The sequence below is a fragment of the Microcoleus sp. A6-C6 genome (assembly GCF_036705955.1).
Taxonomy (GTDB): Bacteria; Cyanobacteriota; Cyanobacteriia; order Cyanobacteriales; family Microcoleaceae; genus Microcoleus.
Genome location: NZ_JAUBVR010000007.1, coordinates 80,647 through 107,479, shown reverse-complemented (window position 1 = coordinate 107,479; position 26,833 = coordinate 80,647). Strand labels below are relative to the sequence as shown.

Sequence of the window (26,833 nt, the reverse complement as noted above, 5' to 3'; positions counted from 1 at the left end):
AAAACAATCTTATCTATCACGGACTCGTAGGGGCGGGTTCACCAACAATATTTAACTCCCATCAATAACCTACATAAACCCGCCCCCACACAACCAATAAACTACATCAACCTGGATTTCTATCCAATACAAAAATATAACTGTAACTTGGGATTTATTGTTAAATGATAGCCAATTTTATAGATTGTCAATAATTGATCAACTATGTCAAACTATTTCATACAGTAGTCCGGGATTTACTGCTGGGTGAGGGCGGGTTTTAGAGATTGTCAATAATTGACAAATATTGTGGGTGAACCCGCCCCTACGAGTCCCTGGTAGATATTAAGGACTTTTATTCGATTCAGATTTAGGAGATTCTTGAGCTTTAGGAGCCACTTTCTCACCCTTGGGCGAAGGCTTCGGGCTGGCAATTGCTGGAGCAACTAACGGCTTGGAAGTCGCGGCGGGGGATGCCAGCGGTTTCGGGGAAGCGGGGGCAGTTATCGGGGCAGCAGGGGCGGCCTTAGCGCCTAAAATGCTCGCGTCTCCGGTGTCAAATAAGCCGGCGATGCAGGCAATCATCATTGTTGCTAAAGTGCCGACAAATAATGCTTTCCAACCGAGTTCGGAAATGTCTTTGCGGCGGGAGGGAATTAGGGCGATTGTGCCGCCGACAAATATGCCAACGGATGCTAGGTGGGCGAAGCCGGAAAGGGCGTAACTGACAATCAAAACTGTGCGATCGCTAATTAGTCCTTTTGCCGCCGCTTCTGCTAAACTTTGATAAGGCGGAATCGCGGTTTCTAACAGCCGCCGTCCGATGATTACTGATGCTACCCAGGAATCTTCAAGGGGAACTCCGGTTAACAAGGTTAGCGGGTAAAATAAGACTCCTTGAATGTTTTGCAGGGTAACAAAACTAAAGATTGTGCCGATGGGAGCAGGTAAAACTGCCAGCCAGCCAAAGAATTGATTGATTAAGGAAACTAAGCCCAAGATTAAAATCAAAACAGCGGCAATGGCTACTGACATTTTCACACCGTCCAATGCGCCAATTATCGCTGCATCCAAAGGGCTAACTCGTTCGATTGGTTCTCCGCCAACTGTCTCTTGTTTGCGGATCTCACCGTCATTATCTCTAATTTCGTCGCCGATGAACTCGTGGCCTTGGGGCTTAGGATTTTCCTTGGGGATACCGCCCATTGTCAGCGGTACTCCTGTCTCCGGCACTAAAATCTTGGACAGGACAAAGCAAGCGGGAATGGCGATAATTGAGGCTGAAACTAAATGTCCTAAAATATTTGGAAATACAGGCTTGAGAAAGCTGACGTAAATTGCTAAAGTTGATGAAGCGGCGGTTCCAAAACAGCAGGAGAGGATTGCACAAAGTTCGGAACGAGTCATTTGTGGCAAATAAGGCTTGACGACAATTGCTGCTTCTATTCCTACAAAAATATTGGCTGCGCCGCTGAGGGCTTCCGCGCCACTCAACCGCATTGTCTTATAAAATATTTTGGCAAAAACTTCGGTGACAATTTGAATTACGCCGATGTTGTACAGTAAGGCCATGAGGCCGGAAAAAAAGACTACTGTCGGTAAAGCTCGAAAGGCGAAAATATATCCTAAATTAATTGGCGGCTCTTGACCTGGTTTTGGTACGATGTTTGTGCCGAATACAAATCTCGCTCCGGTGTCAGCAGCGGTGAATACTCCATCGAGCAAGCCTGTAAACCACTCTAGGGCGATGCGAGTTGGGGGAAACAGGAATACTAAAAATCCTAAGACTAATTGCAGGCCAATGCCCCAGATGATGACGCGCCAAGGTATATAACGAACTTGGCGGTTTTCTGAGAAAATCCAGGCGATCGCACATAAGCCAAATATGCCCAGAAATGAGATAAAGTTGTAAATAGACATGAGCCTAGTCCTTGAAATAGTTGAGAATGCCGATCGACGGCTTGCACCACATCAGTTATACTATTCATCGGACGGCAAATGCCAAAAAAAATAACTGGCAGATAAATTACGCACTCAACAGCGTATTTATGTCGTTGCTTATGTGATTGCGAGTTCTGCGGATCTTTAGCAACCCTTGATTTGCCGTAATTACCAGCAGTTTAGATAGAAACTCTAACACATGGAAGCTTTTGCTCCACATTCTCCTGAATGGACTGCGGCGGCGGTTCACGCTACTGAGTTTTGCTGTCCCAAGTGCGCTGCTAGCTGCACGGATGCCCATGAAGTCTGGATTAATCGTCGATCGCCAGTATACACCGAGTCCAACCGCCGCAAGTGGCAAGAATTTTACCGCTGTCGGTGTGGCGCTGTGTGGTGGGCCTGGAGTAGCGATAGGCCTCCTTCTGAACTTGTGCGTAGCGATGAGAGCTCCGATGAGGCTTCAGATGATGATTTTTAGAGTGATTTTCGATTTTATTTGAAATTAGAGTAAGGTGCGCAACGCGCACCCTACTTTTACATAAGTCTGCGCAAGTTTTCAACTAATAAAGCACGTCTAGTATTCCCTTGACTACGCCTTCCATGACTTTTTCAATTAACCTCAATTCATTTTCGCCGATCGACTCATCTAATAACATTGACTGAATTCGCTGTCTGTCATCGCGAGTCAGTTCGCCTAATGCAAAGATATGCTCAACTACTTGTTCATTTAAAAATGGGAAAGTTTGAGTTTGCATGGTTGATCTCTAAAAGCATCAATATTTTGTTGTTAACTTCGTCAGATAACTTGGTCAGAGGAGCTAGTTATTTCGTGGGTTGACTGCTGTTCCATCTAATCAGTCTACAAATTATAGGACGAAAGCGAACACTTTGTCAAGACACCTGCCACAGATAAATATTAAATTTGCATCGTATTTCCGATATTCTAGTAATGGGTGGTTTGGAAGTGCGATCGACTAACTCAGCAGATTCACACCCAGGAGAAAAGCCCCATGCGCGCAACCTCGATCGACCTTTTTAAGTTTACTGGCACTTTCGCGGAACATTACAGCTCAAACAAAATCTCAAGTACCAGAGACTAGAATTGGCAATAGGGAATTGGCTTTTCTGACTTCCCTCTGACTAATGACTGACGACTGACGACTAATGACTGACGACTAATGACTAATGACTAATGACTTATTTTTTTCGCTCTGTTCTAATTTTGACATTAGGTTTTTGGCTGCTACCGCTAGCAGTGCGATCGCAATCTGTAGTTCCGGCGAATGACGGCACTAATACTGTTGTCAATCAGGAGCAAAATCGCTTAAACATTAGTGGCGGACAACTGTCAGGAAACGGCGCAAATCTCTTTCACAGCTTCCGCCAATTTAATCTCAGCGAAGGGCAAATCGGGAACTTTCTAACTAATCCAAATATTCAAAATATCTTAGGGCGGATTTCCGGCAGCAATATTTCCGTCATTAACGGTCTGATTTCTGTCAGTGGCGGGAACTCAAATTTATTCTTAATGAATCCGGCGGGAATTGTTTTCGGTCAAAATGCTAGATTAAACGTGCCTGGTTCTTTTCTCGCCACAACTGCTACAGGTATCGGTTTCGGCGATGGTTGGTTCAATTCTGCCGGAATTAATGATTATAAATCCTTGCTCGGAAATCCCAATCAATTTAATTTTAATAATTCACAAACCGGGACAATTGTCAATACTGGAAACTTAGCAGTTGGTAGCGGTCAAAATTTAACTTTGCTGGGTGGAACAGTTATTAATACTGGGGAATTATCCGCGCCAGCAGGTCAAATTACAGTGGCTGCTGTTCCCGGACAAAATGCAGTTCGCATCAGTCAAGTTGGGAATTTATTGAGTTTAGAAATTACTCCATTTTTGCCGTCAGAAAAATCTGCAATCGCCCCGGCTGCTTTACCTCAGTTGCTGACGGGCCCAGGAGTAGCCTCAGCTACAGGTTTAACAACCAACGCCCAAGGTCAATTGGTACTGACTGATGGTCAAAAAGTGCAGGTAAATGCCGGAAGTGCGATCGTCTCCGGTACTGTAAATGTATTTGCCCCTTCTGGCCCAACAGGCGGCGCAGTCAATATTTTAGGCGAAAAAGTCGGACTGTTCGGCGCCAATATCAATGCTTCCGGGACTAACGGCGGAGGTGTTGTGCGCGTCGGAGGCGGTTTCCAGGGGATGGAACCAGTACCAAATGCTCAGGTGACTTATGTTAGTCCTGATTCTACGATCGCAGCAAACGCGATCGACCGCGGCAACGGTGGCACAGCAGTAATTTGGTCAGACAATACAACTCGCTTCTTCGGCAATATTACTGCTCGCGGCGGCACTGCCGCAGGTAACGGCGGCACAGTCGAAGTTTCGGGCAAAAATGCTCTAACTTTCCAAGGAGAGGTCGATACCCGCGCGACTAACGGGGCGATCGGCAGTTTGTGGCTCGATCCGGCAAATATTGCGATCGTCAGCGGTAATGACGACACCAGCGCGCGATCGACCGACGGAGAACTCCAAGCGACAACAGAACCATCTGACACATCGACGATCTCAGAAGTGCAGTTGGAACAGATGGCGGCGGGTAGCAACGTGGTTCTAGACACCCCCGGCGAGATCACCGTCCAAGACTTGCCCGATAACCAACTTTCACTGCAAGCGAGAACCGGAGACAGCGTAACATTTAGATCAGGCGGAGTGTTTTTTGTCAATGATCCCAACGATTTAATCGAGACTCAAGGCGGCAACATCAACATTTTCGCCAGCAGCATCTCTCTGGGGCGGCTGAATGCGAACGGTGGTAACATCGCTCTCACTGCTAACGGCATTGACTTCAGGGGTGGCAACAATTCCGTCAGCAGTGCGGGGGGAACAATTCGCTTGCAACCCAACGACAGCCGAGCAATTCGGATCGGTGGCACCGGCGATATTTTGGGCATTTTGGACTTGACGTACACGGATCTCGGCGCTTTGGCGGGGGGTTTCGGCTCGATCGCGATCGGGCGCGCCAACAGCAGCCCGATCGCGATCGTCGCACCCATTACCTTCAACAGCCCGCTAACACTTCAAGGCAACTCGATCGCGATCGACCATCCCCTGAGAACCACCGGCAGCGCTAGTTTGACTCTTGACGCGCCCCAAAGTGCGATCGGCGCGAACATTGCCACATCCGGCGCAGATCTCACTTTTACAGGCAACCTGTCCCTGATTGCTGATGCAGCTTTCAGCACTCAAGCTAGGGGCAATATTCTGTTTTCCGGCAGCCTAGACGGATCTCACGCCCTGAGACTTGACGCTCAGCGAGTGCGGTTCGGCGGTACAGTCGGTCAAGCTACACCCCTAGCTAGTTTGATTGTCAACGGCCGCAGTACCGAGCTATTCAGTGCGATCGCGACAGCCGGCAACATCACTTTCAACAGTGCCGTCACAGTCGATCGCAGCGCCACCCTAGCCACCAGTACCGGCAATATCACTTTTGCCAATACCCTCGACAGCATCCAGGGCCGCGCCAATAATTTGACCCTGCGCGCTGGCGGTAATATTAATTTTCGGGGCCCCATCGGTCAAACTCAGAGGTTGGGCCTGCTCTCGGCTGACGCTGTTAATGTGACGGCTGCTTCAACAATTGCAGTGCGTAGTTTGACCATAAACGCGCGAAATTCTGCTACTCTTCGGGGGGATACGACGGCTGCTTTGGTAGCCCATCTCAAGGCAGGAAATGTCCTGTTAGAGGGTAATTTCAAAACGGATGGCGGCAGCGTGAATCTGCAAGCAACTCGCGAGATTCGGACTCGCAATATTACCTCCAACGGCGGAAGCATTCAGGTTGAGGGGAATACTGTGGTTGCGGGCGCGATCGACTCCTCATCAGTAACGGGAACAGGTGGCGCGATCGCACTCAACAGCAAGGCCGGCTCTTTAACTGCGGGCGCTTTGAATGCTTCGGGGGCGATCGGCGGCAATATTACTGTCACCTCGCAAGCCGGAATTGCCGCTCTCGATCTCAACTCCCGCGGCACTTCCAAGGGCAACGGCGGGGATGTATCCCTGAGAGCGACTGGTAACATTCAGTTGGGATCGATCGACGCTAGAGGTGGCAAGCAAGGCGGCACAGGTGGCAACGTTGATGTGACAACTCTCGGTTTGTTTCGATCGAACAATGTTTTCAACGATGATATATCCGGGAATCTTTCCAGCAGTATTTCTACTGCCGGAGGTGCGGGAAGCGGCGCGATCGCAATTCGGCACGGAGGCGGTATTGATCTACCCTTTGTAGTTGGCGGCGCGATCGACAATGGAACAAAGGGAAGCATTAATGCTGGTGAGGGAAACACCATTTTCTCCAGTCTTGCATTTGGGCAAACTTACACCCAAGGAAGTTTACCAAATCTGATTTCCATAATCACACCAACTCCCGCACCAACTCCCGCACCAATTCCCGCACCAACTCCCGCACCAACTCCCGCACCAACTCCCGCACCAACTCCCGCACCAACTCCCGCACCAACTCCTCCTCGTGCGCCGTCATTTCCTGCATCTTTGCAAGTAGAATTGCGATCGCCAAATCGAGACAAAAATTCCCCAATTAGCCCGGATAATTTCGCTCCTTCTCGCAAATACGATCCGGCAGGCTCTGAAGTTTTAGCCTTTGAAAAAACATTCACTCGCGAGTACGAAAAACATCTAAAATTGGCCACCAGAACCCCGATCACTAATATGTCCGTAATTTACGAAATTCTTCGCAAAAACGAACAAATTACCAGCGTCAAATCGGCAATTATTTATATGAATTGGGTCAGCGGAGCCGATGCAGCCGCCGCCAAAGAAAATGGAGGAGTGCTGGTAGCAAGTCGGGATTTATCTAATCTATTGCCTGTACTCAAAAACCTCACATCGCAGCCCCCTAGCCCCTTAGAAAAAAAGTTGGGGGAGAGCTTGCCACCTGCTGGTAAAGAAACTTCAGATGTTCCTAACGGGGAGCATTTAGAATTAGTATTAGTCACAGCCAATGCTCAACCGATGCGCATTTTAGTTCCAGCAACAACGCGCTGGCAGGTGTTGCAACTAGCCGAATTCCTGCAAACCGAAATAACTAATCCCAGAAGAAGAAATAGTATCAGTTATTTAGATTCTGCTCAAAAACTTTATCGGTGGTTAATTGCGCCAATAGCCCCAGAATTAACAGCTTTAAAGATTGAAAATTTAATTGTAATTCCGGCAGCAGGTTTGCGAAGCTTGCCGTTTGCTGCCCTTCACGACGGCAAAGAATTTTTAATAGAAAAATACAGCATTAGTGTGATCCCCAGTCTGAGTTTGACGGATACCCGCTACGACAATATTGCTGACGACGAAGTGTTGGCGATGGGCGCATCGGTATTTGAAGATAAAGCGCCATTACCGGCGGTACCGGTGGAGTTAGAGTCGATCGCGCCGCCCGATCGCGGAAAATCATTTTTGAATCAAGATTTTACCCTCAGAAATTTGCAAGATCAGCGGGCAAATCGACCTTTTGGCATCATTCACCTAGCCACTCACAGCCAATTCCAGCCTGGGCAACCAAGCAATTCTTACATTCAATTGTGGGATACTAAATTACTAATCACTGAAATGCGGCAGTTGCGATGGAATGAACCGCCAGTGAATCTCTTAGTTTTAAGCGCGTGTAGTACCGCTTTGGGCGACGCAGAGGCGGAGTTGGGGTTTGCGGGTTTGGCGGTAGCTAGCGGTGCGCGATCGGCTTTGGCGAGTTTGTGGGAAGTCAGCGATGAGGGAACTTTGGGGCTGATGACGGGGTTTTACCGGCAGTTGCGGGCCCCCAGACGCGAGGGCAATGTGACTATTAAAGCCGAGGCTTTGCGGCAAGCGCAGTTGGAGATGCTGCGGGGGCGCGTGCGGATTCAAGACGGGCTGCTGCGAGTCGAAGGACTTTCTTTGCCTCTAATTTTGCCTCCAGAAATTGCCGCGCGGGGCGATCGAATCCTTTCCCATCCCTATTATTGGGCCGCCTTCACCATGATTGGCAATCCTTGGTAATCGGTAATCGGTAATCGGTAATCGGTAATCGGTAATCGGTAATCGGTAATCGGTAATCGGTAATCGGTAATCGGTAATTGCTAATTAGCTTATCTTGCTTATTTCTTGATTTTTCCATCTAACTAATGTCAACTGTCAACTGTCAACTGTCAACTGTCAACTGTCAACTGCCAACTGCCAACTGTCAACTGCCAACTGTCAACTGCCAACTGACTTAAGGTTTTTCCCTCTGCTGCAAATACTGCCAAATTGCTTGATGACATACGTGCCAAAAATACATGGCTAAATTCAGAAGAGCTAATAACTTAGTGCCATCTTCTAACATGGCGTGTACTCCTAGACTTTGAGTGTCTATAATATCCTCAAACCGCGAGATAGCAAACAAGAGGAATGCGGCGACTAATGGCAGGTAAGGAGTGGTTTTGATGTATCGCCAAAAATTTATTCCGTATAAAAAAACACCACTACCATAACACAAATAAATTAATTTCTTAGATATTCCCAACTGAAAAAGAATCAACGTCATCCGAAACCTGTCATCCAGGAAAAAGACTCCCAGCAGTACAGCGCTAAAAAATAAGAATATTGCCGATCGACTGCGCGGCTCTTTTTGACGCAGCACTCCGAATGTAAATGCACAAATTGCGACTGGGATGCACCAGAGGATTTCGGAAATTCCGGTGAAAAGGCCTTCGTAAGGGAACCAAGAATTAAAAGGATCACTAAAAAGGCGTTCAACTCCATCTCCCTGGTTGTTGAGTTTGGCGTATAGGCTCAGCCCGCCCAAAATTAGGACAGTGAGAGTGTTGAAAATAACTAAAAATGGTACAGTAAAAAAGTGTTTTTTGAGAAGTGGCAAAAAAGTTGAAAACTTGGAAATTTTTTCGGATAAAGGCAGATGCTTCATAAAAGTTGTCTCCCAACAATAGAGTTTTTTAGACTTCTTTATATTTTATATTTTATATTTTATATTTTATATTTTATATTGGCAATAACTGATGAATATCATGCTTGAGAAGAGGGGTTTAGATTTGCATTCTTGTTTGACACTGATGTCAAGTAAATCCACCTGATTTTACGTAAAATAGGGTTCGCGCTCAAGCTTGCTGTGTAGATCTTCTTCCGACTTCCATCATCAGACTTCTTCATTCTTCCTTCTTCACCGGCAGCCAAACGACAAATGTAGTGCCGCGATCTGCTGGATATAAATGAGCTGTACTAGATGGCAGCCATTCCTGATTTACTGGGGAAAATACTTGGATTTCTCCTTGCATTTGGCGGACTAAATCGCGGGCTATAGCCAAACCCAATCCTGTGCCGGGAATTTCTGTCTGGGCTTTTTCTCCCCGGTAGTGCCGCTCAAATAAGTGATCTAAATCCTGGGGGGGAATGCCGGAACCTGTGTCGCTGACTGCAACTGCTATGGCAGGTAAGGGGCGGTGGTTCGCGTCGTAGCTTACTTTAATATAAATTTGGCGGCCGGCGGGGGTATATTTCAAGGCATTGTCAATTAAGTTGCTCAAAACTTCGCGCAAAGCTCGATCATTCGCCCAGACTGGTGGCAAGTCCGTGGGTATGTCGGCTAGTAATGACAGATGCCTTTCGGATGCGATCGCAGATGCGGAAATTAACAGTGGTTTTAAGACGAATCCCACAAAACAGGATTCGTCCAAATTGGCCACCGGTAACAGCGACAGAGGAGAATGCTGGATTAATTCCATATTGGAAGTTGCTGTTTCTGAAGTGCCTGATGGGAGTCTGAGATTTGCTTCGCCGGTGTCTACTGTGCGATCGAACTGGCCGAGCAATTCTTGCAGCCGATCGCTCTCTCGGACAATACTAAAAGCCACATTGCGGTTTTTGTCTTCTGGTACCAGCCTGCGCGCTAACAGTTTGCCAAAAGTTCGCAACGCTGTCAGCGGACTTTTGAACTGGTGCAGCAAATTGTGCATCGTGTCATAAACCTGAGCCTGGATTTGCCGAGAAGATCCCAATTCCTGCTGCATCCACTGCGATCGCTGGTCTAAAATACAGGCAAGCGCCAAGGTGCGAGCAATTTGTTGCATCTGAGCCTCTTCTCGCTCGTTCCAAGCCCTGTCTTCCCTACCGCTGACCAGGAGTCCCATGACAGATCCCTCGTGTATCAGAGGCGTCACAATTTGCTTCCGTTGCTGCCAGACATTTTCCGGGCCTTGGCACTGATTGGAACTGTTTTCAAAACCTGGAAGTGGCTCTGGCGCGATCGCCTCTACGGTTGATGCTTCCACAGACTGAGCCGGCGCAGCCAGCCGCCGCGACATCGGTTTCACTGTCGAGCTTGGAGCCGATTCGAGCCTCAACTCCTGATTTTCTGGTTCGACTGAGGTGTCTGGGTAAACTGCGATCGGCACTAACTTTGCCTCGCTGCCGGATACCAGCTCTTGTGTCAGGTATACCGCGCTGAATGTCGCGCCTAAACTGACGGCGATCGCCACCTGCGATCGACAAAGCTTGACAAATTCTGAACTGGCTGGCATTAACATGAGCGCGACATTAAGATCTTTAACGGAATTTTCAGTAAATTACAACTGCTCAGTCGCCGATTACAGATCGGAGACTTCTAAATTTCTGGTGTCTGCGCTTTGATGGCAGGCTGCTCGGTTCTAAGCATTCGGCTTTCATTAACACAAATTGCCTCAAACCCCCGTCTGCCTAGTTTCCACAGATTCTCAAGCTGGGCTGATGCCGGAACTTGCGGCTCACATTAGCACAACCGCTACACTTTTGTCGATCGGCACGAATATTAAGATTATGTCGATATATTAAAAACAGTTGAAATTTTGAGCTAGAAGAGATATACTGGCCTCGGATTTGGTAGCTATGATTACCTAAAAATTGGTTCTAAAGCCCCGTCCGATTCGGAACGGCTTTGATGATTTAATCATATATTGTTGAGTCGCCAGATCTAAAAATTCGGTCTCAACTCTATGATCCAAAAAATCTCAAATTTAGGTTGGCGCATCAACCTAGGATGCTCGGCAATATCAGACAAGCTGTGCTTGAGGAAAGCTGTTTGAATCCAGAATCCCCATGTTTTTATGGCTGGGGAGTATGTCAAAACCTGTCTGCTCATACTGTCTACTCACACTGTCTGCTCACAGAGGAGGTAAAGAAATTGGCCAGGAGACGCAAACGCAAAAGTCGCCGCCGACAAGAAGGACGCAGAATTTTAGAGTGTGTGCCTCAATATAGCATCGAGAGCGGCGAAGATAAACCCGTAACAGCGGCTCGCAAGTTCATCCATGCCGAAGGCATTGCTCCCCCAGCTTTACTGTTGGTCAAGCGTAACGAGCATACCACCGACAGATACTTCTGGGCTGAAAAAGGTTTATTTGGAGCCCAATACGTAGAAGAGAACCATTTCTTGTTTCCTAGCTTAAAGGTGATGCTGGAAGCAACCGCAGAAAAAATTCCTGTGGTGTCGGCCAGTCGCGCATAGCTCAAAATGTTGAGCTCAAAACATTGACAGCAATGTTTTTCTAACTCTTTTAACAAAAGCGCCAGAGTTCTCATTGTCTGGAGAGTGCCAACTGAAATTTACGCGAAAAATCCTTGGGAAGTTAGGGTATAAGGAGCCATCGCAACAGGATAGATCACCGCAGCGGGCGATCGGCACAATTGGCACTCTCAGGATAATGGTTTTTTTTGAATCTGCCCAAAAACGGATACAAGCCGCGACGCTTCTGAGGGATCTGCCCAAAATTTTAGACGAAAATTAAAGCTCCCAGATTCATCTGTAGAATAAATTTCAAATCTAACAATCTAAAATCGTTTGACTGTGCCAGTCGATCGAACTTTCGGGCCAACGAGAGAGCTGCAAGCAGCAATCCGTTTGTCGGCTCGAAGTCGAATCACGCCATCTAGCATATCAAAAAACGTTCCGCGCCAAACTTTTAATCTTCCAGCGGTTTCAAATTTAAAGCTTTTTGCATAGTTGCTAGTTCATCCCGGTGAGCTCTGACAGTAACAAAGCTTTTAGTTGGGCCTTCCGAGTCAGCAACTGATTCGAGTTTGAGAAGGACTTGCTCGGAACGTCCAGCTTTTTTCCAGTAAAATATCCCCGTCAGCGGCGACAGCAGTACCAAACCTAGGAAAATTTGACCTTGCTGCGGTACTAGCATCCCCAAAACCAGTCCCAAGCAGAGAGCCCCCCCTGCACTCAACAGGGTTAAAAAGATAGCTAAAAACCAACTCGGCCGCACAACACCCTCAAAGGTGACTTTATAGTTGGGGGCATCAACGGCTGCAACTCGGTAAGCCCTAGCAGCAAAATACTCTTGTAGCTGGGTTAACAGTGACTCTTGGGCGCTCTCGGAAGCAAGCTTGACCTGTTCGATGCGATCTTTGACTGAGGCCTTGATGAAGAAAAACAAGCCTACAGCCAGCAGCAGCGTCATCACAAAGGTTGAAGAAAGAACAGTAGTATCCATCGGTAGAAGTTTTTGTAAGTGAAATTATCTACTATTACTTTACATAAGTTTACTGATGAAAGCGATCGAGGACTTACGCAGACACTTTTTTCACAAAATTCGCAGAAAGCTTTGTAGCAAGGCGTTTTTCTCCCCATCACCAAATTCCGAGATCTCCCCATCACCAAATTCTTAATTGACCCTGCGTAAGTCCTGACGTAGTGTAGCTCTAATCGCTATGCGGCGAGGCTGGCAAAGCGAAGGCAATCCGACAATTCGCTTTGCTAGTAGCGCCAGCATTTCAAGGGTTTAGGCATCCGATTCCAACGCCGGCTAACCCGTGTGACCAGTTTCTAAGGCGCGGGGGCGACGGCCAGATGCGCTGTTTCCCTGACCGATGTACTCGTGCCACAGACGAGCCAGGTCTTGAGCTTGGTGCCGCCACTCCGGGAGGATTTGATACATCCGGCGGGGGCGGCCGCGTCCTTCTACTTTTTTCCAGTAACCGGTGATTACGGCTTCATCTTCCAGGAATTTCAGAGCGCTGTAGAGGACGGTATCAGAAAGTCGGTAGATGGGGAATTCCCGCTCTAGTTGTCCGATGAGTTCTGTACCGTAGGAATCTCCGCGCAATAACACCGAGAGGATGTAGCACACTGCTAGCTCCTTGTTTAGATAAACAGGAGGGGGGTCTTGAAAAAATTGATAGATATGTTCAAATTTCATTGGTCTTGTCCGCTGGAAACTCTCGTGATACCGTCAGGTTAACGGGAGAGGAAAGCGGGGCGGGGTGTGCCGCTTCCTAAGGATTAAGTCGGAAATCGGGGAAACAGAGATGCAGTATTTCCCCTGTTGTGTTGATAGTCAGAAACGCTTGTGCTGCACTGCGGTAATGTTTGCTTGCGCCAAGGTTGAGGAGCGCTCACATAACTAGGGTAACTTTCTTCCTCTTCCAATCTATCGCAGCAACTATTGCCGGCGTGTGCGATCGCACGGAAGAGTTGCACTGATTTCGGGGGTTAGTGTTTCAACTAAAACTCAGCAGCGGCAACTTTCCTAAACCCTCTGCCTGCCTTGTTTGTGGGCCACAGTTTGTCAGAGTAAGCCGGTTTTTTGGGGCAGAAATTTTGCCTTTAAACCGGACTCAGACCTAACATGGCGCGCAGTGTAAAAGTTAGAAAGACAAAAGTCGCTACAATCGAAGTAATCAGGGCGATCGCAGTTGCCGGTCGATCGAGCAGAGGTCTGAGTCGCTCGAACAGGAAAAAGAAGATTCCGAGACAGACAGTAATCAAAAAACGAGGGTAGCGAGAGATGTTATTAATGAAATCTTGCATGAGCACAGGTGGGGTAAAGTGTTACAGCTCGATCTTTGACTGGTAACACTTGTGAGCGATTTAGACAATTTTGGCACAGCCGGAGCTAAATCTCCCGATCGGGCGATCGGGCATTCTGCAAGGGCGATGCTAACATATATAATTCTAACGAAAACTTTTCCAAGAGCGATCGGGTCGCAGTCTGTTCAATCCCGGAACCCTAACGGGGCGTGAGAACTTGAGAAGTATTTGTATTCAGTTGTAGTTGTGATAAATATGATAGGGCCGTTATTTATAGATAAATGTCTGCTTCCGCACCTTCTTCCATCTTGCCACGTCCCTTTCTGAAATGGGCTGGAGGCAAAACTAGGTTGATTGGACAATATCAACCTAGTTTTCCTGAAAAGTTCACCACTTACTACGAGCCTTTTTTGGGCGGCGGAGCTGTATTTTTTTACTTAGCACAGCAGCACCCTTTTTTGCAAGCTGTGTTAACAGATATTAATCCTGAGTTGATTAATGCTTATCGCTGTGTCAGGGATCAAGTGGAGGATCTGATTGAGCTTTTGTTAGAGCACGCCTCAGAACACAGCAAGGACAATAAAGAATATTATTACTCCGTGCGATCGCGCTCCTACAACACAGATACAGAAAAAGCAGCACGGCTGATCTACCTAAATAAAACTTGTTACAACGGCCTCTACAGAGAAAACTCCAAAGGTCAATTTAATGTTCCGATGGGCAGATACAAAAATCCTAACATTTGTCAAGCAGATTTATTGCGATCGGTCTCATCTCTAATCGCGCCCGCTCAAATAGAAGTGAGAAAATTCGATCGAATTTTGGATTTTGCTACAAGCAGCGAAGACTTTGTTTATTTTGATCCACCTTACCATCCGATCAGTGCCACAAGTAACTTCACTGCTTACAGCCGAGATAATTTTAAAGAATCCGAACAACTTAAACTAAGAGATGTTTTTGGAGAACTTGCCGAGCGTGGTGTCAAAGTTATGCTGTCTAATTCTAACTGCGATTTCATTAAAGAAATCTACAGCGCTCCTCAAGCTTTTCCAAGAGAGCAGTTCCCCAAACTAATTGAAATATCAGCATCCAGGGGAATTAACTCTAAGAGTTGCAAGCGCGGCCCAGTCAAGGAATTGTTAATAAGTTCAGTTTCAAGAAAAACTCTTTGCCAACTCTCTGGCTAAATATATTTTGTACGGCAGCCTGTTACCTCGGAAACCGGGTTTTTTTGTATATTTATCGTTATCAAACAAAAAAAATGTAGAAACTGGGTTAAAAAATCGGCTAAAAAAAAGGAATTATTACCTATTGACTTCTCTGGACTTTTGGGGTATTATTTAGATAATAGAAGTGGTAACTTAAATTTTATTCTTGTCAGTATTCGCATTATTAGATTATACCTCCAAAAACTGCCGCAGTCAACCCCTCAACCCAAAAAAAAGGGCGATTTTTTTAAATTCAATAAAATAAAAATATTTGAATGCTGCGTTAGGGTAAATAATAGCAGTTTCCTCAAAAAATGCAACTGTAGGGAAGGTAAAAAGGGCGATCGCGATCGGTAATGCCTGATTAGAGATGTTTGTTAGCCCAAGTCATGAAAGCTTCGAGCTTGTGAACTCCCAACAGATTTTGATTGTCGGGAATTTGTTTTTTGAACCAGTCGATCGAACCTTGCCTCATACCGTCACCGCCCACGATTACAATAGTCGGGACTCGATAGCAACTTTTAATGTTTAAATTGAGATAAGGATACTTTTCATCAACCGAACCTTTATCTTCTTGCCACTTGCACTCAACAATTAGACCCAGAGGAAACGAAGCGGCATCAACAATATAAAAATCGACATTTATTTCAGTTTCGTAAATGCTAGAACCGATATAAACCTGTTTAGCATATCGCTTGGGATTTGCCGTAGAGAGCAAGAGCCAATCTCGCTTGCGCTTTTTCGGCAACTGGGGACATATTTCGAGATATCCGTGACCTCTCAACGTACCTTCTACAGTTGCTTCTAAAACAAAACCAGTTTTATTGGCTCTACAACCCCTATTCATTTTGTTGGCTTCTGAATATAATGTGAATTAAGCCGATCGCACTTCAATCACTCCCCGGTCAAAAACCCGCTTGTCAGTACCGATAGAACTGACAAACATCCGGTCTGCATAGACATCAAACGTCGCAAAACTCAGCCGACTAGCAGAATATTCAGTCCACTCAGAACGCCCCACCGGACGAGTGCCACCGCCGGCCCCGCAAATCAAATAAGTCGTACCGTTAATCGAGCGAGTGCGTTCGTAACTATGCTCGTGTCCGTTGATATAAAGCTGCACCCCGTACTTTTGAAACAAAGGCGTCAAAGTCTTAATAAAAGGTTGATTCAATCCGTAGATGCCAGAGGAATAAATCTGGTGGTGACCGAACACAACTTTCCAAGGTGCGATGCTCTGACTCAACTCTTTTTCCAGCCAAATAAGCTGATTTTTCCAATCAGCATTATCATTAGTATCTAATGCAAAAAACTGTACCGAATCGCGCCGAAAAGTATAGTAGCGACCTTGCATATTAAAAGCCGCATATTTAACTTGCGGGTCGCCGTTAGCAGTGCGGATGTCGTGATTTCCCAGACAAGCATAAAATTTTACGCCTTGCTGCAATAATGGCTGATAAGGCTTCTCGAAAACAGCATTAATTTGTTCAATTTCGCCGTTATTGTAGATATTGTCGCCGGCGAGAACAGCAATATTAAAAGGATTTTCCCGGTGATATTGGGTCATCGCCTCAGCCACAGCATACTGACCTTTGGCCCCGGTACCGGTGTCGGCAACCGAAATAAAGCGTAAAATAGGCGGTGAGGCTGGCAATTGGACGATCGCCCTTTGCGCCTCAAGATTAGAAGGCTCAGCAGCATTGGCGTCTGTACCCCAGGAAGTCCGAAGCTGAAGCATTTTCGAGACTCCGGCAAAACCTAAGCTGCTGAGACTGCCTAAAAATAGAAAGTGACGGCGTTTGATGCTCATTTTGATTCAGTTACAACTAATGAAATGATAAATTAAGGCTGGGATGGCTCAACTAAAATTTATCGTGTTTAGATATATTTGCACCGCCCCAAGGCAGAGAAAATGTCAGAAAAACCACTAAATCAACCAACTCCAGAACCGTCTCAATCTCCAAAACCGGAGGTTGAGTCGCCGAAAAAGTCGGCCGCGACTCGCAGCCAAGCTCAAAATGCCAGCAGCGCTGTTTCCACAAATCAGAAAATCAAAGCTTTGATTGTCTCGATTGGGAATTTGAGAAAAAAGGGGAAAAATTTAACAGCAGAACCTCCGTTGCAGGCCCAAAAGCCGATCGCACCCACCGCTTCTAACTCAGTAACAGTAACTCCTCCGGCTGTTGCTGCCCAAGTAAACAGCGTTCCCCCGCCAGAAGTTGCTGTAAAATCCGATAAAAAGTATGTATCAAAACCCGCAGGCGACGGTTTTTTAGAGAAAGTCGTTGTACTTTGGCAAAGTATTGTGCGTTTAGTGCGATCGCTCTTGCCGGCATCTGCGAATGCTAAGCTGTCAGATCCAATTTTAAACGCCGGATTAGCCGCAATTCTAATCGTTGCAGTCGGTTTAACTCTCAACAGTTTCTCGGCAAAACCGCCGGAGAGAGTAGCAAAAGTGCCTTTTCCGGCAGCGCAGCAGTCGCCGTCAACGTTTGGCGATTTTGTGGTGCCGAAAACGCCGAACTCGTCAGATGCGATCGCAAATTCTCAGCCAACATCCGCTAAATTCAAAAGCAAGTTGCCCGATTTAGTAGCACCAGAAAAACCGCAATCGGTAGAAATCATCCCGCCACCCCTGACGCCGGAACAGTCTCTGATTGCTGCGATTCAAACTCAAGTTGCTGACATTACGAATCGCCTGGGCGGCGGTTTAGTTAAGTCTGTTCAAGCTGATTTCTCGATCGGGCTTTTGACGGTCAAAGTCGCTGAAGATTGGTACAAACTCAGCGAAGTAGAGCAAAATCAGCTTGCGAATCAAATGTGGAAAGAAGCTAACTCGCTCGATTTCAGCAAGTTACAAATTGCGAATCTGCAAGGAAAGTTAATAGCTAGAAGTCCGGTTGTTGGCTCGGAAATGATTATTTTAGAAAGAGGAATTAATAAAGTTTAAATTTTCTGTATCTGCCAATAGTCACATTGGCAGAAAATTCCAGGACGCAAAATCTAATTTTGTAGGCTTGTAGTGAAGACTGAAGTCCTCATCAAATGAGAGAGGACTGAAGTCCTTACTACGAACCTGAAAAGGCTGATTTACCGAAGATTAAATTAATTAAAATTGAGGAAAATTGAAAAATGACAATTTTAACTCAAGTCGAACAAGTAGAAATTAAATATCCCAGCAGCGACGGAGAGCCGATGGCTGAAAGCGATATCACGCCCGATTACATGACTTATACTGTAGAAGCTGCGAACCTTTACTTTCAAGGGCGTTCTGATGTTTACGTGTCAGCGAATTCTTTCATCTATTATGAAGAAGGGAACAACCAGGCGGTGGTGGCGCCAGATTTTTATGTGGTGTTTGGAGTAGTAAAACGGAAAAGAGATAATTATAAAGTTTGGGAAGAAGGGGGAATTACTCCAGATTTTGTGTTAGAGATTACTTCGGCAACAACTCAGACGAAAGACCAAGAAACTAAACCGGAAATTTATCGAGCTTTGGGAGTGAGGGAATATTTTCAGTACGATCCTTCGGGAGATTATCTGAATCCAATTTTACAGGGAGTACGTTTAGTAAATAATCAGTATGAGCCGATTCCAGCTAACAATATTGCTTTCGATACGCTGTGGTTGTTCAGTGAGGTTCTGGGACTGGAATTGCATCTAATTTCAGGAGAATTGAGGTTTAGAGTTCCTGAAACTGGTGAGTTTTTGAAGACTCACAAGGAAGAACAGCAAGCACGGCTGGCGGCGGAGTCAGCCTTTCAACAATCGGAGCAAGCACGGCTGGCGGCGGAGTCAGCTTTGCGATCGCTCTTAACTCAACTTTTAAATTCTGGAATGAATCTGGAACAGGTGGCGCAAATGATGAATTTATCGACCTTGGAAGTGAGACAATTGGTAGCGGAAAACTTTTGATCGCACTGACAGCAAAAAGGTGCGCATCGCGCACCATATACAACCAAATATGAACAGTCAAACAGTCAACAATTAACTCATGACTAGAAAGGCTTATTCGTAGGTTTAAAACCCTGCTTTTGAAAATAGGTTCTAAATACCTCGTGAGCAATTGGTGCCGCTGATACAGCACCAAATCCGCCGCCTTCGACAATAACTGCGATCGCAATTTCCGGTTTGTCAGCCGGAGCAAAACCTACATACATCGAATTGTCAGGATGTCCGGGCATTTCCACCGTCCCAGTCTTACCAGCACTCAAAGGAATAGTACCGTCATTCATCGCGCGGCCTGTACCTTTTTTCACCACGTCAATCAATCCTTGTTTAATCACATTTAAAGTAGCCGGTTTAATACCAGTTTTGATTTTTTGAGTGATCGGTGTATTGGTTTGAGAAGCCAACAAATGCGGCTGCACTCGCCAACCACCGTTGGCAATATTTGACACCATGACTGCCAATTCTAGGGGAGTGCAAAGTACCAAACCCTGACCGATCGCCATTGTTACTGTATCGCCAACGTACCAATCTTCCCCATACATTTTTTGTTTCTCTGCTGGTATCGGAACTTGACCGTGATTGGCGGCGTCCAACCCCAAAAGCTCTAAATTAATAGTACCGCCAATGCCCATTTTTTTGGCCCATTTCGCCATTTCTTCCGGCCCGGCTGCCATGCCTACTTGATAGAAAAATGTATTGCTGCTGTAGGCTAAAGCATCGCGGAAACCGATGACACCGTAACCGGCGCCGTGTTCGTTGAAAGATATACCGCCGATATTAATTGAAGAAGATGATACTAAAGTCGAGTCAGGAGAAAACTTGCCCGATTCCATCCCGGCTACAGAAGTTACAATCTTAAAAGTGCTGCCGACTGGATAGCCTTGAACTGCCCGATTTAAAAATGGTTTGTCTGGCCCTTGGAGTCGATCCCATTCTTTTTGCGTCACCTTGCGGGTGAAAATATTGGGGTCAAATGTCGGCCAACTACCCATTGTTAAAAGCGCTCCAGTTTTCACGTCGATTGCGACAACAGCACCGAGGCGATTTCCCAAAGCTTTTTCCGCAGTTTTTTGCATATCTAAATCTAAAGTTAGCTGCACGGGTTTGCCGGGAATAGGCTCTTTTACGCCTAAGTCTTGGATTTCCTCGCCCTTAGCATTCACCTCGATCAAACGGTTTCCCCAAACGCCTTCTAAAGTTGGATTAACTAATTTTTCAACTCCCATTTGACCGACGATCATGCCCATCGGATATGTAGGATTAGCTTTTAATTGATCTAAGCTAGCTTCGCCGACGTATCCCAAAAGGTGAGCTGCTAATTCCTGGTTGGGATTGTCTCGGCTCGATTCTGCACGAATTTCAACTCCCCGCAAAGTATTAGCTTGTTCTCCCAAAGCGACGAAAGTACCGACATCGATATCCTTACTAATTCGCACTGGTAGGGCTGATTTGTAGCCCGCTCCATCGATTTTTTTGATAATTTCGGTCGCAGGCACTTTGACGATCGGGCCTAGTGTAGCGGCGACTTCTTGCCAGTCTTTGGTCGATCGCTCTTTTGGCCACAAATAGACCGATCGAGATACGCGGTTGGCTGCAAAAACTTGGCCGGTGCGGTCTACAATTTGACCGCGAGTGGCTGCGACTGACACAGGGCGAATGCGGTTATTTTCCGCCCGCTGTCGGTTGTAGTCTCCTTGTACCAGTTGCAATTCGGCTAGACGAAAGATCGGCATCGCTACCAAGGTAGTGACGATGAGCATAAAAATCATCACTTGGAACGATCGACCGCGTTGCTGTCCAGGATTGTCCGAGGTATTTTTGTTTAATCGGACTTTAGAGTTAAAAGAAAAATCGCTAGCCATATGAATTAATCTGCTCTTTTATGCAATTAACAGCCATATCTGATTCCCATCCGGATTATTTAGCGGAGGATGCAGCCACTATAAATTGTCACTGTTTAGTGACATAGATAAATTCTGCCGATTGGCAGACAAATCAGCCAGATAGTTCAATTCATCTAGATCTTAAATATGAATTTTTTATAAAAATTCAGCCGAGAAGCGATTTAAATCCCCAGCCAAATATTTCTCCTGCTTTCTGCCTTCTGCCTTCTTACTTCCCAATCAGTGACGTATAGGCTGTCACCTTAATATCAATTCCAGTAATATCTGCGCCGACAACTACAGCCGCCGCTCCTAAATCCAATGCTTTTTTAGCCATTTCCGGCGCAGAAATCCCGCCTTCGCAGATAACGGGAACCTCAAGCTTTTCTACCATTTGGGCCAGCAAATCAAATCCGGGCGGCGAAAAACTTTCAGTTTGGGGAGTGTAGCCAAAAAGAGTAGTTCCGACAGTATCTGCACCAGCTTCGGCAGCCACGATCGCAGCTTCTATGGTATCTACATCCGCCATGACTAATTTCCCTAATTCGTTGTGAATGCGATCGATTAACGTTTTTAAGTCTTCGCCAGCAGGACGATTTCGCAGAGTCGCGTCAATGGCGATGATATCAGCTCCTGCAAGTGCGATCGCCCGCGCGTCTTCAAAGCGAGGAGTAATGTAAATCTCGCATCCCGGTAATTGCTGCTTCCAAATGCCAATTATAGGAGCCGATACCTGTTTTCGCACCGCCATAATGTGAGCCGGAGTGTCAATCCGCACACCCGCCGCTCCTCGATTCACAGCGGTGCGAGCCATTGCCGCAATCACGATCGGATCGTGTAGGGGCGAGTCAGCAGGTGCTTGACAAGAAACAATTAATCCTGTAGGAATTTGACAATTAATCATGGGTAATTGGGGATTGATAATTGGGCATTGGGCGAAGCGAAGCGGAGGGATGGGGCATGGGGCATCGGGCATCGGGCATCGGGCATTGGGGCATCGGGCTTTTTGTAATTTATTCCCTGTGCCCTATTGAACTCAAATAAGCGTTAAGTTTTGGTAGTAATTTATCGACAATTGGTTTAAATTTGCTTACTTCTTCGCTTGTGATAAGTTGTCTAGCATACGCTAATCTTAACCAGTTTACGGTTTCGTACAAAGAGCCTCTCGCAATTTTTACAAAACGCCGATTATCTTGGTCATTATAACGACCTCTTCCTTCAGCAATATTAGCACAGACACTATCAGCAGACCGAACGATCTGTTTGCCCATCGTATCTTTTGTGAAATAATCCCATTTTTTAACAATGTCCCAAATCTGATTCGCCAAACTTTCCGCCAACTTATAAACCTCTAATTCCTCAAAATCAGGTCTTCCCATAATTACCTCAAAAACTCAATTATATTAAATGCCCCATGCCCAATGACCTGTTTGGCCAATGCCCAATGACCTGTTTGGCCAATGCCCAATGCCCAATGACCTGTTTGGCCAATGCCCCATGCCCAATGCCCAATGACCTGTTTGGCCAATGCCCCATGCCCAATGCCCAATGCCCCATGCCCCATGCCCCATGCCCAATGCCCAATGCCCCATGCCCCATGCCCAATGCCCAATGCCCATGCCCCATGCCCAATGCCCCATGCCCAATTCCCCATGCCCCATCCCTCCGCTTCGCTTCGCCCAATTATCCATTACCAATCCCGGCCATCAAAGAAAGAATTTTGTCAAGCAATTGCTGGGGGTGAATCGGTTTAGCCAAACAATCGTTAGCTCCCGCTGTCACGAAAGATATCTGATCGGCGGGAATTTCCTGAGCACTTAAAGCCAAAATTTTGATATTTTTAGTAGCGGGTTTTTGGCGCAGTTGCTGAATTATTTCGCAGCCATTCATCCCAGGTAAACGCATATTGACAATCACAGCATTCGGCTGCAAAAGTTCAATTTGTTCCACAGCCGCCGAACCTTCAATCATCCACACTACTTGCAGTCCTGCTGCTGTCAGGATATCGCAAATCAGCATGGCAGTTTCTTCATCTTCTTCGACGAGGACGAGGCTGCCCCGCAAGGAGGAAGAATGCAGCGGTAAAGATGAATTCGATTTTTCATATTTGAATTTTGTGGATTCATCTTTGCTTTTAGTTTGGATGGGTATGAAAACAGTAAAAGTTGAGCCGACATCAACTGTAGAGTTGACTTCGATCGCGCCGCCATGAAGTTCTACTAACTGTTTAGTTAATGCTAATCCCAAACCTGTGCCACCGTATTCGCGGCGGTAGGGAGAATCTAACTGCTGAAATTTTTGAAACAAGAGCGATCGCTGATTTTCTGGTATTCCAATGCCGGTATCTTTGATTTGAAACACTGCGGTGCTACCTGCTGGTGCAGTACCGGGCTGCCGCACTGCCGGCGTTCGATTTTTATCTTCTGTTATCCAAACTCGCAGGATGACTCGCCCGCCTTCGGGAGTAAATTTAATCGCATTTCCTAAAAGATTGAAGAGGATTTGTCTCAAACGGCGCGGGTCTGCGGTGAAGCGATCGCATTCTTGTTTGATCCGCTGTTCTTGCACGAGTTCCACGCCTTTAGCTAGAGCTTTTTCTTTGAGGGCGTGCAGGCTCTGAGAAGCTAATTTAGAAATTGAAAATTCACTAAGTTTTAATACACCTTTTCCCGCTTCTACTTGCGATAAATCTAAAATATCGTTAATTAATTCTAATAAGTGGTCACCGCTGTCCCGGATAGTTTGCAGGTACTGGCGCTGTTTTTGTATCGGCACTTCTTTCGCGCCAACTTTGCCGTAAGACCACCGCAGCAGCGTGTCGGAAATGCCGATGACGCAGGTGAGGGGAGTGCGCAATTCGTGGCTCATAGCTGCCAAAAATTCGCTCTTGGCGAGGCTAGCAGACTGGGCGGCGGCCAGTGCATCGCGCAGTTCTTGGGTTCGCTCTATGACGCGCTGTTCTGAGGTACACTTTTGCTGCTGGACTTCTGCATAAAGTTCGGCTTGGTAAATGGCGATCGCCAAATGTTCTGCTATTTGCCGCAAAAATGTTTTTTTGCTTTCTTCCCACTCGCACACACTACACTGGTGGGCAATTAGTAGCCCCCACAATTCGTCTTGAACTACGATCGGCACTAGCAACTTCGCCCGCACCTTCGCCCCTCGCATCAACTCTAAAAAACAAGGCTGCGAAAAGTAAGTTTTTTCCACATCAGTGACGCACAAAGCTAAACCTTTGCGATATTTCTCTCTGTCGATGACTCCATCGAGGAAACATTGCGCGCTTTCACTAAAATTCAGTACCGACGAGATAGCATCGCTGGCTAAAGCTTCGTAGGTAACGCGACCTAAATACAAGTAAGAACCGGAATTTTCTTTGACTTCGCCAGAAACCGCCGCAGGTATTTCTTTACCTAATTCGCCATTATGCGGCGCTGGCACTTTTTCAAATTGATAAATTAACAGGCGATCGACATCCAAAAACTCTCGCACTCTCGAAACTGCTTTTGACAAAATTACAGGCAATTCCAAACTCTGGCGGATTTGAGTTGTCACCTGATTTAAAAGTCGCTCTTGTTGGAGTTGCTGCTGCAAAGCATCTTCCACGGGCTGACAAAATGAAATACAGGAACTGGGAATTTGTACGTGATTAGCGGTTTCGGAAATCTGGATATGTAGCGTTTCTGGAGCTATCAGTTTGAGCGCGAAATCCCCCTCTATTTCTGTTTGCGTATGTAGCGGCTGGTGACTGTTTTTGCTGGCATCGGTAGCGAGAATGTCCAGCAAATTTAGGGTGAATTCGCTTTGCATAAATGCCGAGTTTGGCTGGAGATTTTTAATTGCTTGTTTGAGGGCGTGAATGTCAATTTGTCTTTGCGGTGGGGGCGTTATTTCTGCGAGCTTGTCTGCGAGGGGAGAGAGGAAATTGGCGATCGCCCCTGGATCGAAAGTCAACTCCACATTTAATTGGGAATTGAGATTTTTCCCGCTGTGTTGGCGTCCGTTTGTTGCCAACTCATCTAATACCTCGCCCCGCAACAGCGCGCTAAACCGATCGGATACCACTGCTGCAAACCTTTGGGACGAGTTTTCCCGATTGTCAGAATTCGCGATCGCCTCATCGGCCAGCCAAATCGCCCCTGGGAGTTCAGCCATTTGCTGTAACAACTGGTAAGCAGCCTCAAAGGTTGCTAGTGGCAAAGTCCGATTTAAGGTTTTTGGTTTCAATCTAGGTATTTTCCCGGTTGTTTTAAAGAAAAAAATATCAAGGCTCATGTTTTGGGGACAGAACCAGGGGGGACAGCAGGCGCGACCACTCCAAGAGACTTGAGATGAAAGTAGTCAGAAGGCAGGCTCTCTTCAGGCTCAGGAGCCAGATATCTGATTTTTCGTTATAGTTGTTATCACTTTAAACTATCTTAATCCAGTATAATATTAATATATAATTTGTTAACTTCTACTTAACACTATCCGGGTAAATGAGCAATCCAACTCAACTCACCCCCGATTTCACGATCGGACATCTGCCGTGTCACCACTTCCAAGTGAGTGCTGCAACTCCAGGACAGGTAGTGGCCCAAAGATTCGAGCAAGAACCAGACCTGCCGGGAGTGATTATTACTCACGAATCACAGGTATTGGGCATGATTTCTCGCGTCAAATTTCGAGAGCAAATGAGTCTCCCCAATCGCGTAGAAATTTACGGAAAGCACCCGATTCGAGCCTTGTTAGATTTCATAAGAATTCCGCCTTTATTGATGGAGGAAAACTGGAAAGTTGATGATGCCGTGCAAGCATCTCTCAACAGGCCTAAAGATTTGATTTATGAACCAATTATTGTGGTAATGCACAACCATAGTTTCCGCCTTTTGGACGTTCATACTCTGGTGATTTTCCAGTCTAAAATTTTAGCTCAAACTAACAAACTTATTCAAAAATACCGACTAGAAAGACAGAAATATCTGGCAATTATTCAACAAGAACAGGCAAAATTTCATCAATGCAACGAGCTGTTAAAAGCCCAACAACGTCAAGAAGCCCAAAAATTGCAGAATACTGCCAGTCCCCAGCAAGTGACACTGGTTAAACAAGCCGAAGAAATTGCTCAAATGAATCAGCGATTTGTCAGGATTGCGAAGCTGATTTCCTCGGAAGGTCGCCAAGCATTTCAAGCTACTTTTCAAGGTGCTAATTCTATTTGCAACAATACAGAGAAAATTTTGGGCGTTGGCAAAGCCATAGCTAATGATTTAGAAACGGTTAACCGCACTTCCCGAACCATCCGGGAGGCGATCGAACAAGTCAGGCATTTAGCGGTACAGGTGGCTGTAGTTACCAATCAAATGGGAAATCAGCCAAGCGGTCTGAGCCAAGTGAGTCTGGAAATTGGCAGACTGGCAAGTAAAACTTTTGAATTGGGGACTCAAATGGAGCAAATTGCCAGTCGGTTTAAACTTCGCGTTCACGAACTCACGGAGGCAGCAAGAGCGGGTGCTAATGTGGCTAAATCCGTGACGATCAAGATCGATCGCGCGGAAATGGCTTTGTTAGAGTTGGAGGAATTAATAGCGGAAAGAAATTTCAATTCACTGACCGCTATCACAGAACCTTTGGAAGTCAGACAAACTGTTACCGCTCATTCTTTAGTTAAGGAGATAGAACACGCCGAAGTCGTGGCTTCTGAGTTGGAAGAGATCGTGAAGCAGCAAGATTCATCGCAATATCTGATCCAAAAAATTCAGCAGGCGCTGAAGTCGAAAAAGCCCTAAAATTCCAGCGCTCATCTGATGGAAATTTTCGCTATGTATATAGCCTTTCTCAAAAAGATGAGGTACGCGAACAGGATAGGGCATAGGGCATAGGGCATAGGGCATAGGGCATAGGGCATAGGGCATAGGGCATAGGGGATAGGGGATAGGGCATAGGGCATAGGGCATAGGGCATAGGGCATAGGGCATAGGGCATGAGGCTCTCCTCACTTTTTTGAGAACCGCTATATATAGGATAAGGAAGAAGGCTTGAGTTGTGGTCG

The 26,833-nt window shown here is 46.3% G+C and carries 22 protein-coding genes; 8 read left to right on the top strand and 14 right to left on the bottom strand.

Going from position 1 to position 26,833, the window contains the following annotated elements:
- Nucleotides 1-324: 324 nt before the first annotated feature.
- Nucleotides 325-1,899, bottom strand: coding sequence for a NupC/NupG family nucleoside CNT transporter (locus QUB52_RS05235; protein ID WP_332968215.1), 1,575 nt, complete (start codon nt 1,897-1,899; stop codon nt 325-327).
- 220 nt (nt 1,900-2,119) lie between these two features.
- Here QUB52_RS05235 and QUB52_RS05230 point away from each other — a divergent pair, with 220 nt between their 5' ends.
- Nucleotides 2,120-2,398, top strand: a complete 279-nt coding sequence (locus QUB52_RS05230; protein WP_265233840.1) for a hypothetical protein — start codon at nt 2,120-2,122, stop codon at nt 2,396-2,398.
- A gap of 82 nt (nt 2,399-2,480) precedes the next feature.
- Here QUB52_RS05230 and QUB52_RS05225 read toward each other — a convergent pair whose 3' ends face one another.
- Nucleotides 2,481-2,675: a hypothetical protein gene (locus QUB52_RS05225; RefSeq protein ID WP_265233839.1), complete on the bottom strand. Its 195-nt coding sequence runs from the start codon at nt 2,673-2,675 to the stop codon at nt 2,481-2,483.
- Between the two features lie 437 nt (nt 2,676-3,112).
- On the opposite strand from QUB52_RS05225, the gene QUB52_RS05220 reads away from it, so the two are divergent.
- Nucleotides 3,113-7,975: a CHAT domain-containing protein gene (locus tag QUB52_RS05220; RefSeq protein ID WP_332972427.1), complete on the top strand. Its 4,863-nt coding sequence runs from the start codon at nt 3,113-3,115 to the stop codon at nt 7,973-7,975.
- 214 nt (nt 7,976-8,189) lie between these two features.
- Here QUB52_RS05220 and QUB52_RS05215 read toward each other — a convergent pair whose 3' ends face one another.
- Complete coding sequence (locus tag QUB52_RS05215; RefSeq protein ID WP_265233837.1) at nt 8,190-8,882, bottom strand: hypothetical protein; 693 nt, start codon at nt 8,880-8,882, stop codon at nt 8,190-8,192.
- 238 nt (nt 8,883-9,120) lie between these two features.
- Complete coding sequence (locus QUB52_RS05210; protein WP_265233836.1) at nt 9,121-10,491, bottom strand: GAF domain-containing sensor histidine kinase; 1,371 nt, start codon at nt 10,489-10,491, stop codon at nt 9,121-9,123.
- Nucleotides 10,492-11,129: 638 nt separating this feature from the next.
- On the opposite strand from QUB52_RS05210, the gene QUB52_RS05205 reads away from it, so the two are divergent.
- A complete protein-coding gene (locus QUB52_RS05205; RefSeq protein WP_265233835.1) occupies nt 11,130-11,453 on the top strand; it encodes a DUF3155 domain-containing protein in 324 nt (107 codons plus the stop codon).
- Between the two features lie 454 nt (nt 11,454-11,907).
- Here QUB52_RS05205 and QUB52_RS05200 read toward each other — a convergent pair whose 3' ends face one another.
- The 4 genes from QUB52_RS05200 to QUB52_RS05185 all read right to left on the bottom strand — a co-directional run bounded on the left by QUB52_RS05200 (nt 11,908) and on the right by QUB52_RS05185 (nt 13,760).
- The gene (locus tag QUB52_RS05200; RefSeq protein ID WP_265233834.1) at nt 11,908-12,444 is read right to left on the bottom strand and encodes a cofactor assembly of complex C subunit B; all 537 of its coding nucleotides are present in this window, start codon (nt 12,442-12,444) and stop codon (nt 11,908-11,910) included.
- A gap of 312 nt (nt 12,445-12,756) precedes the next feature.
- Entirely contained in the window at nt 12,757-13,149 is a 393-nt protein-coding gene (locus tag QUB52_RS05195; protein ID WP_265233833.1) for a PadR family transcriptional regulator, read from the bottom strand.
- 83 nt (nt 13,150-13,232) lie between these two features.
- Nucleotides 13,233-13,430 (bottom strand): hypothetical protein, encoded by a 198-nt coding sequence (locus QUB52_RS05190; protein ID WP_265233832.1) that lies wholly within the window; start codon nt 13,428-13,430, stop codon nt 13,233-13,235.
- A gap of 126 nt (nt 13,431-13,556) precedes the next feature.
- Nucleotides 13,557-13,760 (bottom strand): DUF751 family protein, encoded by a 204-nt coding sequence (locus tag QUB52_RS05185; protein WP_265233831.1) that lies wholly within the window; start codon nt 13,758-13,760, stop codon nt 13,557-13,559.
- Nucleotides 13,761-13,811: 51 nt separating this feature from the next.
- Between QUB52_RS05185 and QUB52_RS05180 the strand changes: the two genes are divergently transcribed.
- Both QUB52_RS05180 and QUB52_RS05175 read left to right on the top strand, forming a co-directional pair.
- Entirely contained in the window at nt 13,812-13,973 is a 162-nt protein-coding gene (locus tag QUB52_RS05180; RefSeq protein WP_332972426.1) for a hypothetical protein, read from the top strand.
- A gap of 68 nt (nt 13,974-14,041) precedes the next feature.
- The gene (locus tag QUB52_RS05175; RefSeq protein WP_265233830.1) at nt 14,042-14,947 is read left to right on the top strand and encodes a DNA adenine methylase; all 906 of its coding nucleotides are present in this window, start codon (nt 14,042-14,044) and stop codon (nt 14,945-14,947) included.
- 385 nt (nt 14,948-15,332) lie between these two features.
- Here the strand turns inward: QUB52_RS05175 and QUB52_RS05170 are convergent, their stop codons facing one another.
- Both QUB52_RS05170 and QUB52_RS05165 read right to left on the bottom strand, forming a co-directional pair.
- Entirely contained in the window at nt 15,333-15,815 is a 483-nt protein-coding gene (locus QUB52_RS05170) for a PD-(D/E)XK nuclease superfamily protein (RefSeq protein ID WP_265233828.1), read from the bottom strand.
- 27 nt (nt 15,816-15,842) lie between these two features.
- Complete coding sequence (locus tag QUB52_RS05165; RefSeq protein ID WP_332972425.1) at nt 15,843-16,778, bottom strand: metallophosphoesterase; 936 nt, start codon at nt 16,776-16,778, stop codon at nt 15,843-15,845.
- A 102-nt stretch (nt 16,779-16,880) separates the two neighbouring features.
- Here QUB52_RS05165 and QUB52_RS05160 point away from each other — a divergent pair, with 102 nt between their 5' ends.
- Nucleotides 16,881-17,918: a hypothetical protein gene (locus tag QUB52_RS05160; protein ID WP_332972424.1), complete on the top strand. Its 1,038-nt coding sequence runs from the start codon at nt 16,881-16,883 to the stop codon at nt 17,916-17,918.
- 182 nt (nt 17,919-18,100) lie between these two features.
- Complete coding sequence (locus QUB52_RS05155; protein ID WP_332972423.1) at nt 18,101-18,883, top strand: Uma2 family endonuclease; 783 nt, start codon at nt 18,101-18,103, stop codon at nt 18,881-18,883.
- 83 nt (nt 18,884-18,966) lie between these two features.
- Here the strand turns inward: QUB52_RS05155 and mrdA are convergent, their stop codons facing one another.
- The 4 genes from mrdA to QUB52_RS05135 form a co-directional block, all read right to left on the bottom strand.
- A complete protein-coding gene (gene mrdA / locus QUB52_RS05150) occupies nt 18,967-20,781 on the bottom strand; it encodes a penicillin-binding protein 2 (RefSeq protein WP_265233824.1) in 1,815 nt (604 codons plus the stop codon).
- A gap of 250 nt (nt 20,782-21,031) precedes the next feature.
- On the bottom strand, nt 21,032-21,706 hold the full coding sequence (locus QUB52_RS05145; RefSeq protein WP_332972422.1) for an N-acetylmannosamine-6-phosphate 2-epimerase: 675 nt from the start codon (nt 21,704-21,706) through the stop codon (nt 21,032-21,034).
- Between the two features lie 109 nt (nt 21,707-21,815).
- Nucleotides 21,816-22,181: a four helix bundle protein gene (locus tag QUB52_RS05140; protein ID WP_265233822.1), complete on the bottom strand. Its 366-nt coding sequence runs from the start codon at nt 22,179-22,181 to the stop codon at nt 21,816-21,818.
- Between the two features lie 304 nt (nt 22,182-22,485).
- Entirely contained in the window at nt 22,486-25,029 is a 2,544-nt protein-coding gene (locus QUB52_RS05135; RefSeq protein ID WP_442923163.1) for a hybrid sensor histidine kinase/response regulator, read from the bottom strand.
- Nucleotides 25,030-25,280: 251 nt separating this feature from the next.
- On the opposite strand from QUB52_RS05135, the gene QUB52_RS05130 reads away from it, so the two are divergent.
- Entirely contained in the window at nt 25,281-26,570 is a 1,290-nt protein-coding gene (locus QUB52_RS05130; RefSeq protein ID WP_265233819.1) for a chemotaxis protein, read from the top strand.
- Nucleotides 26,571-26,833: the final 263 nt, after the last annotated feature.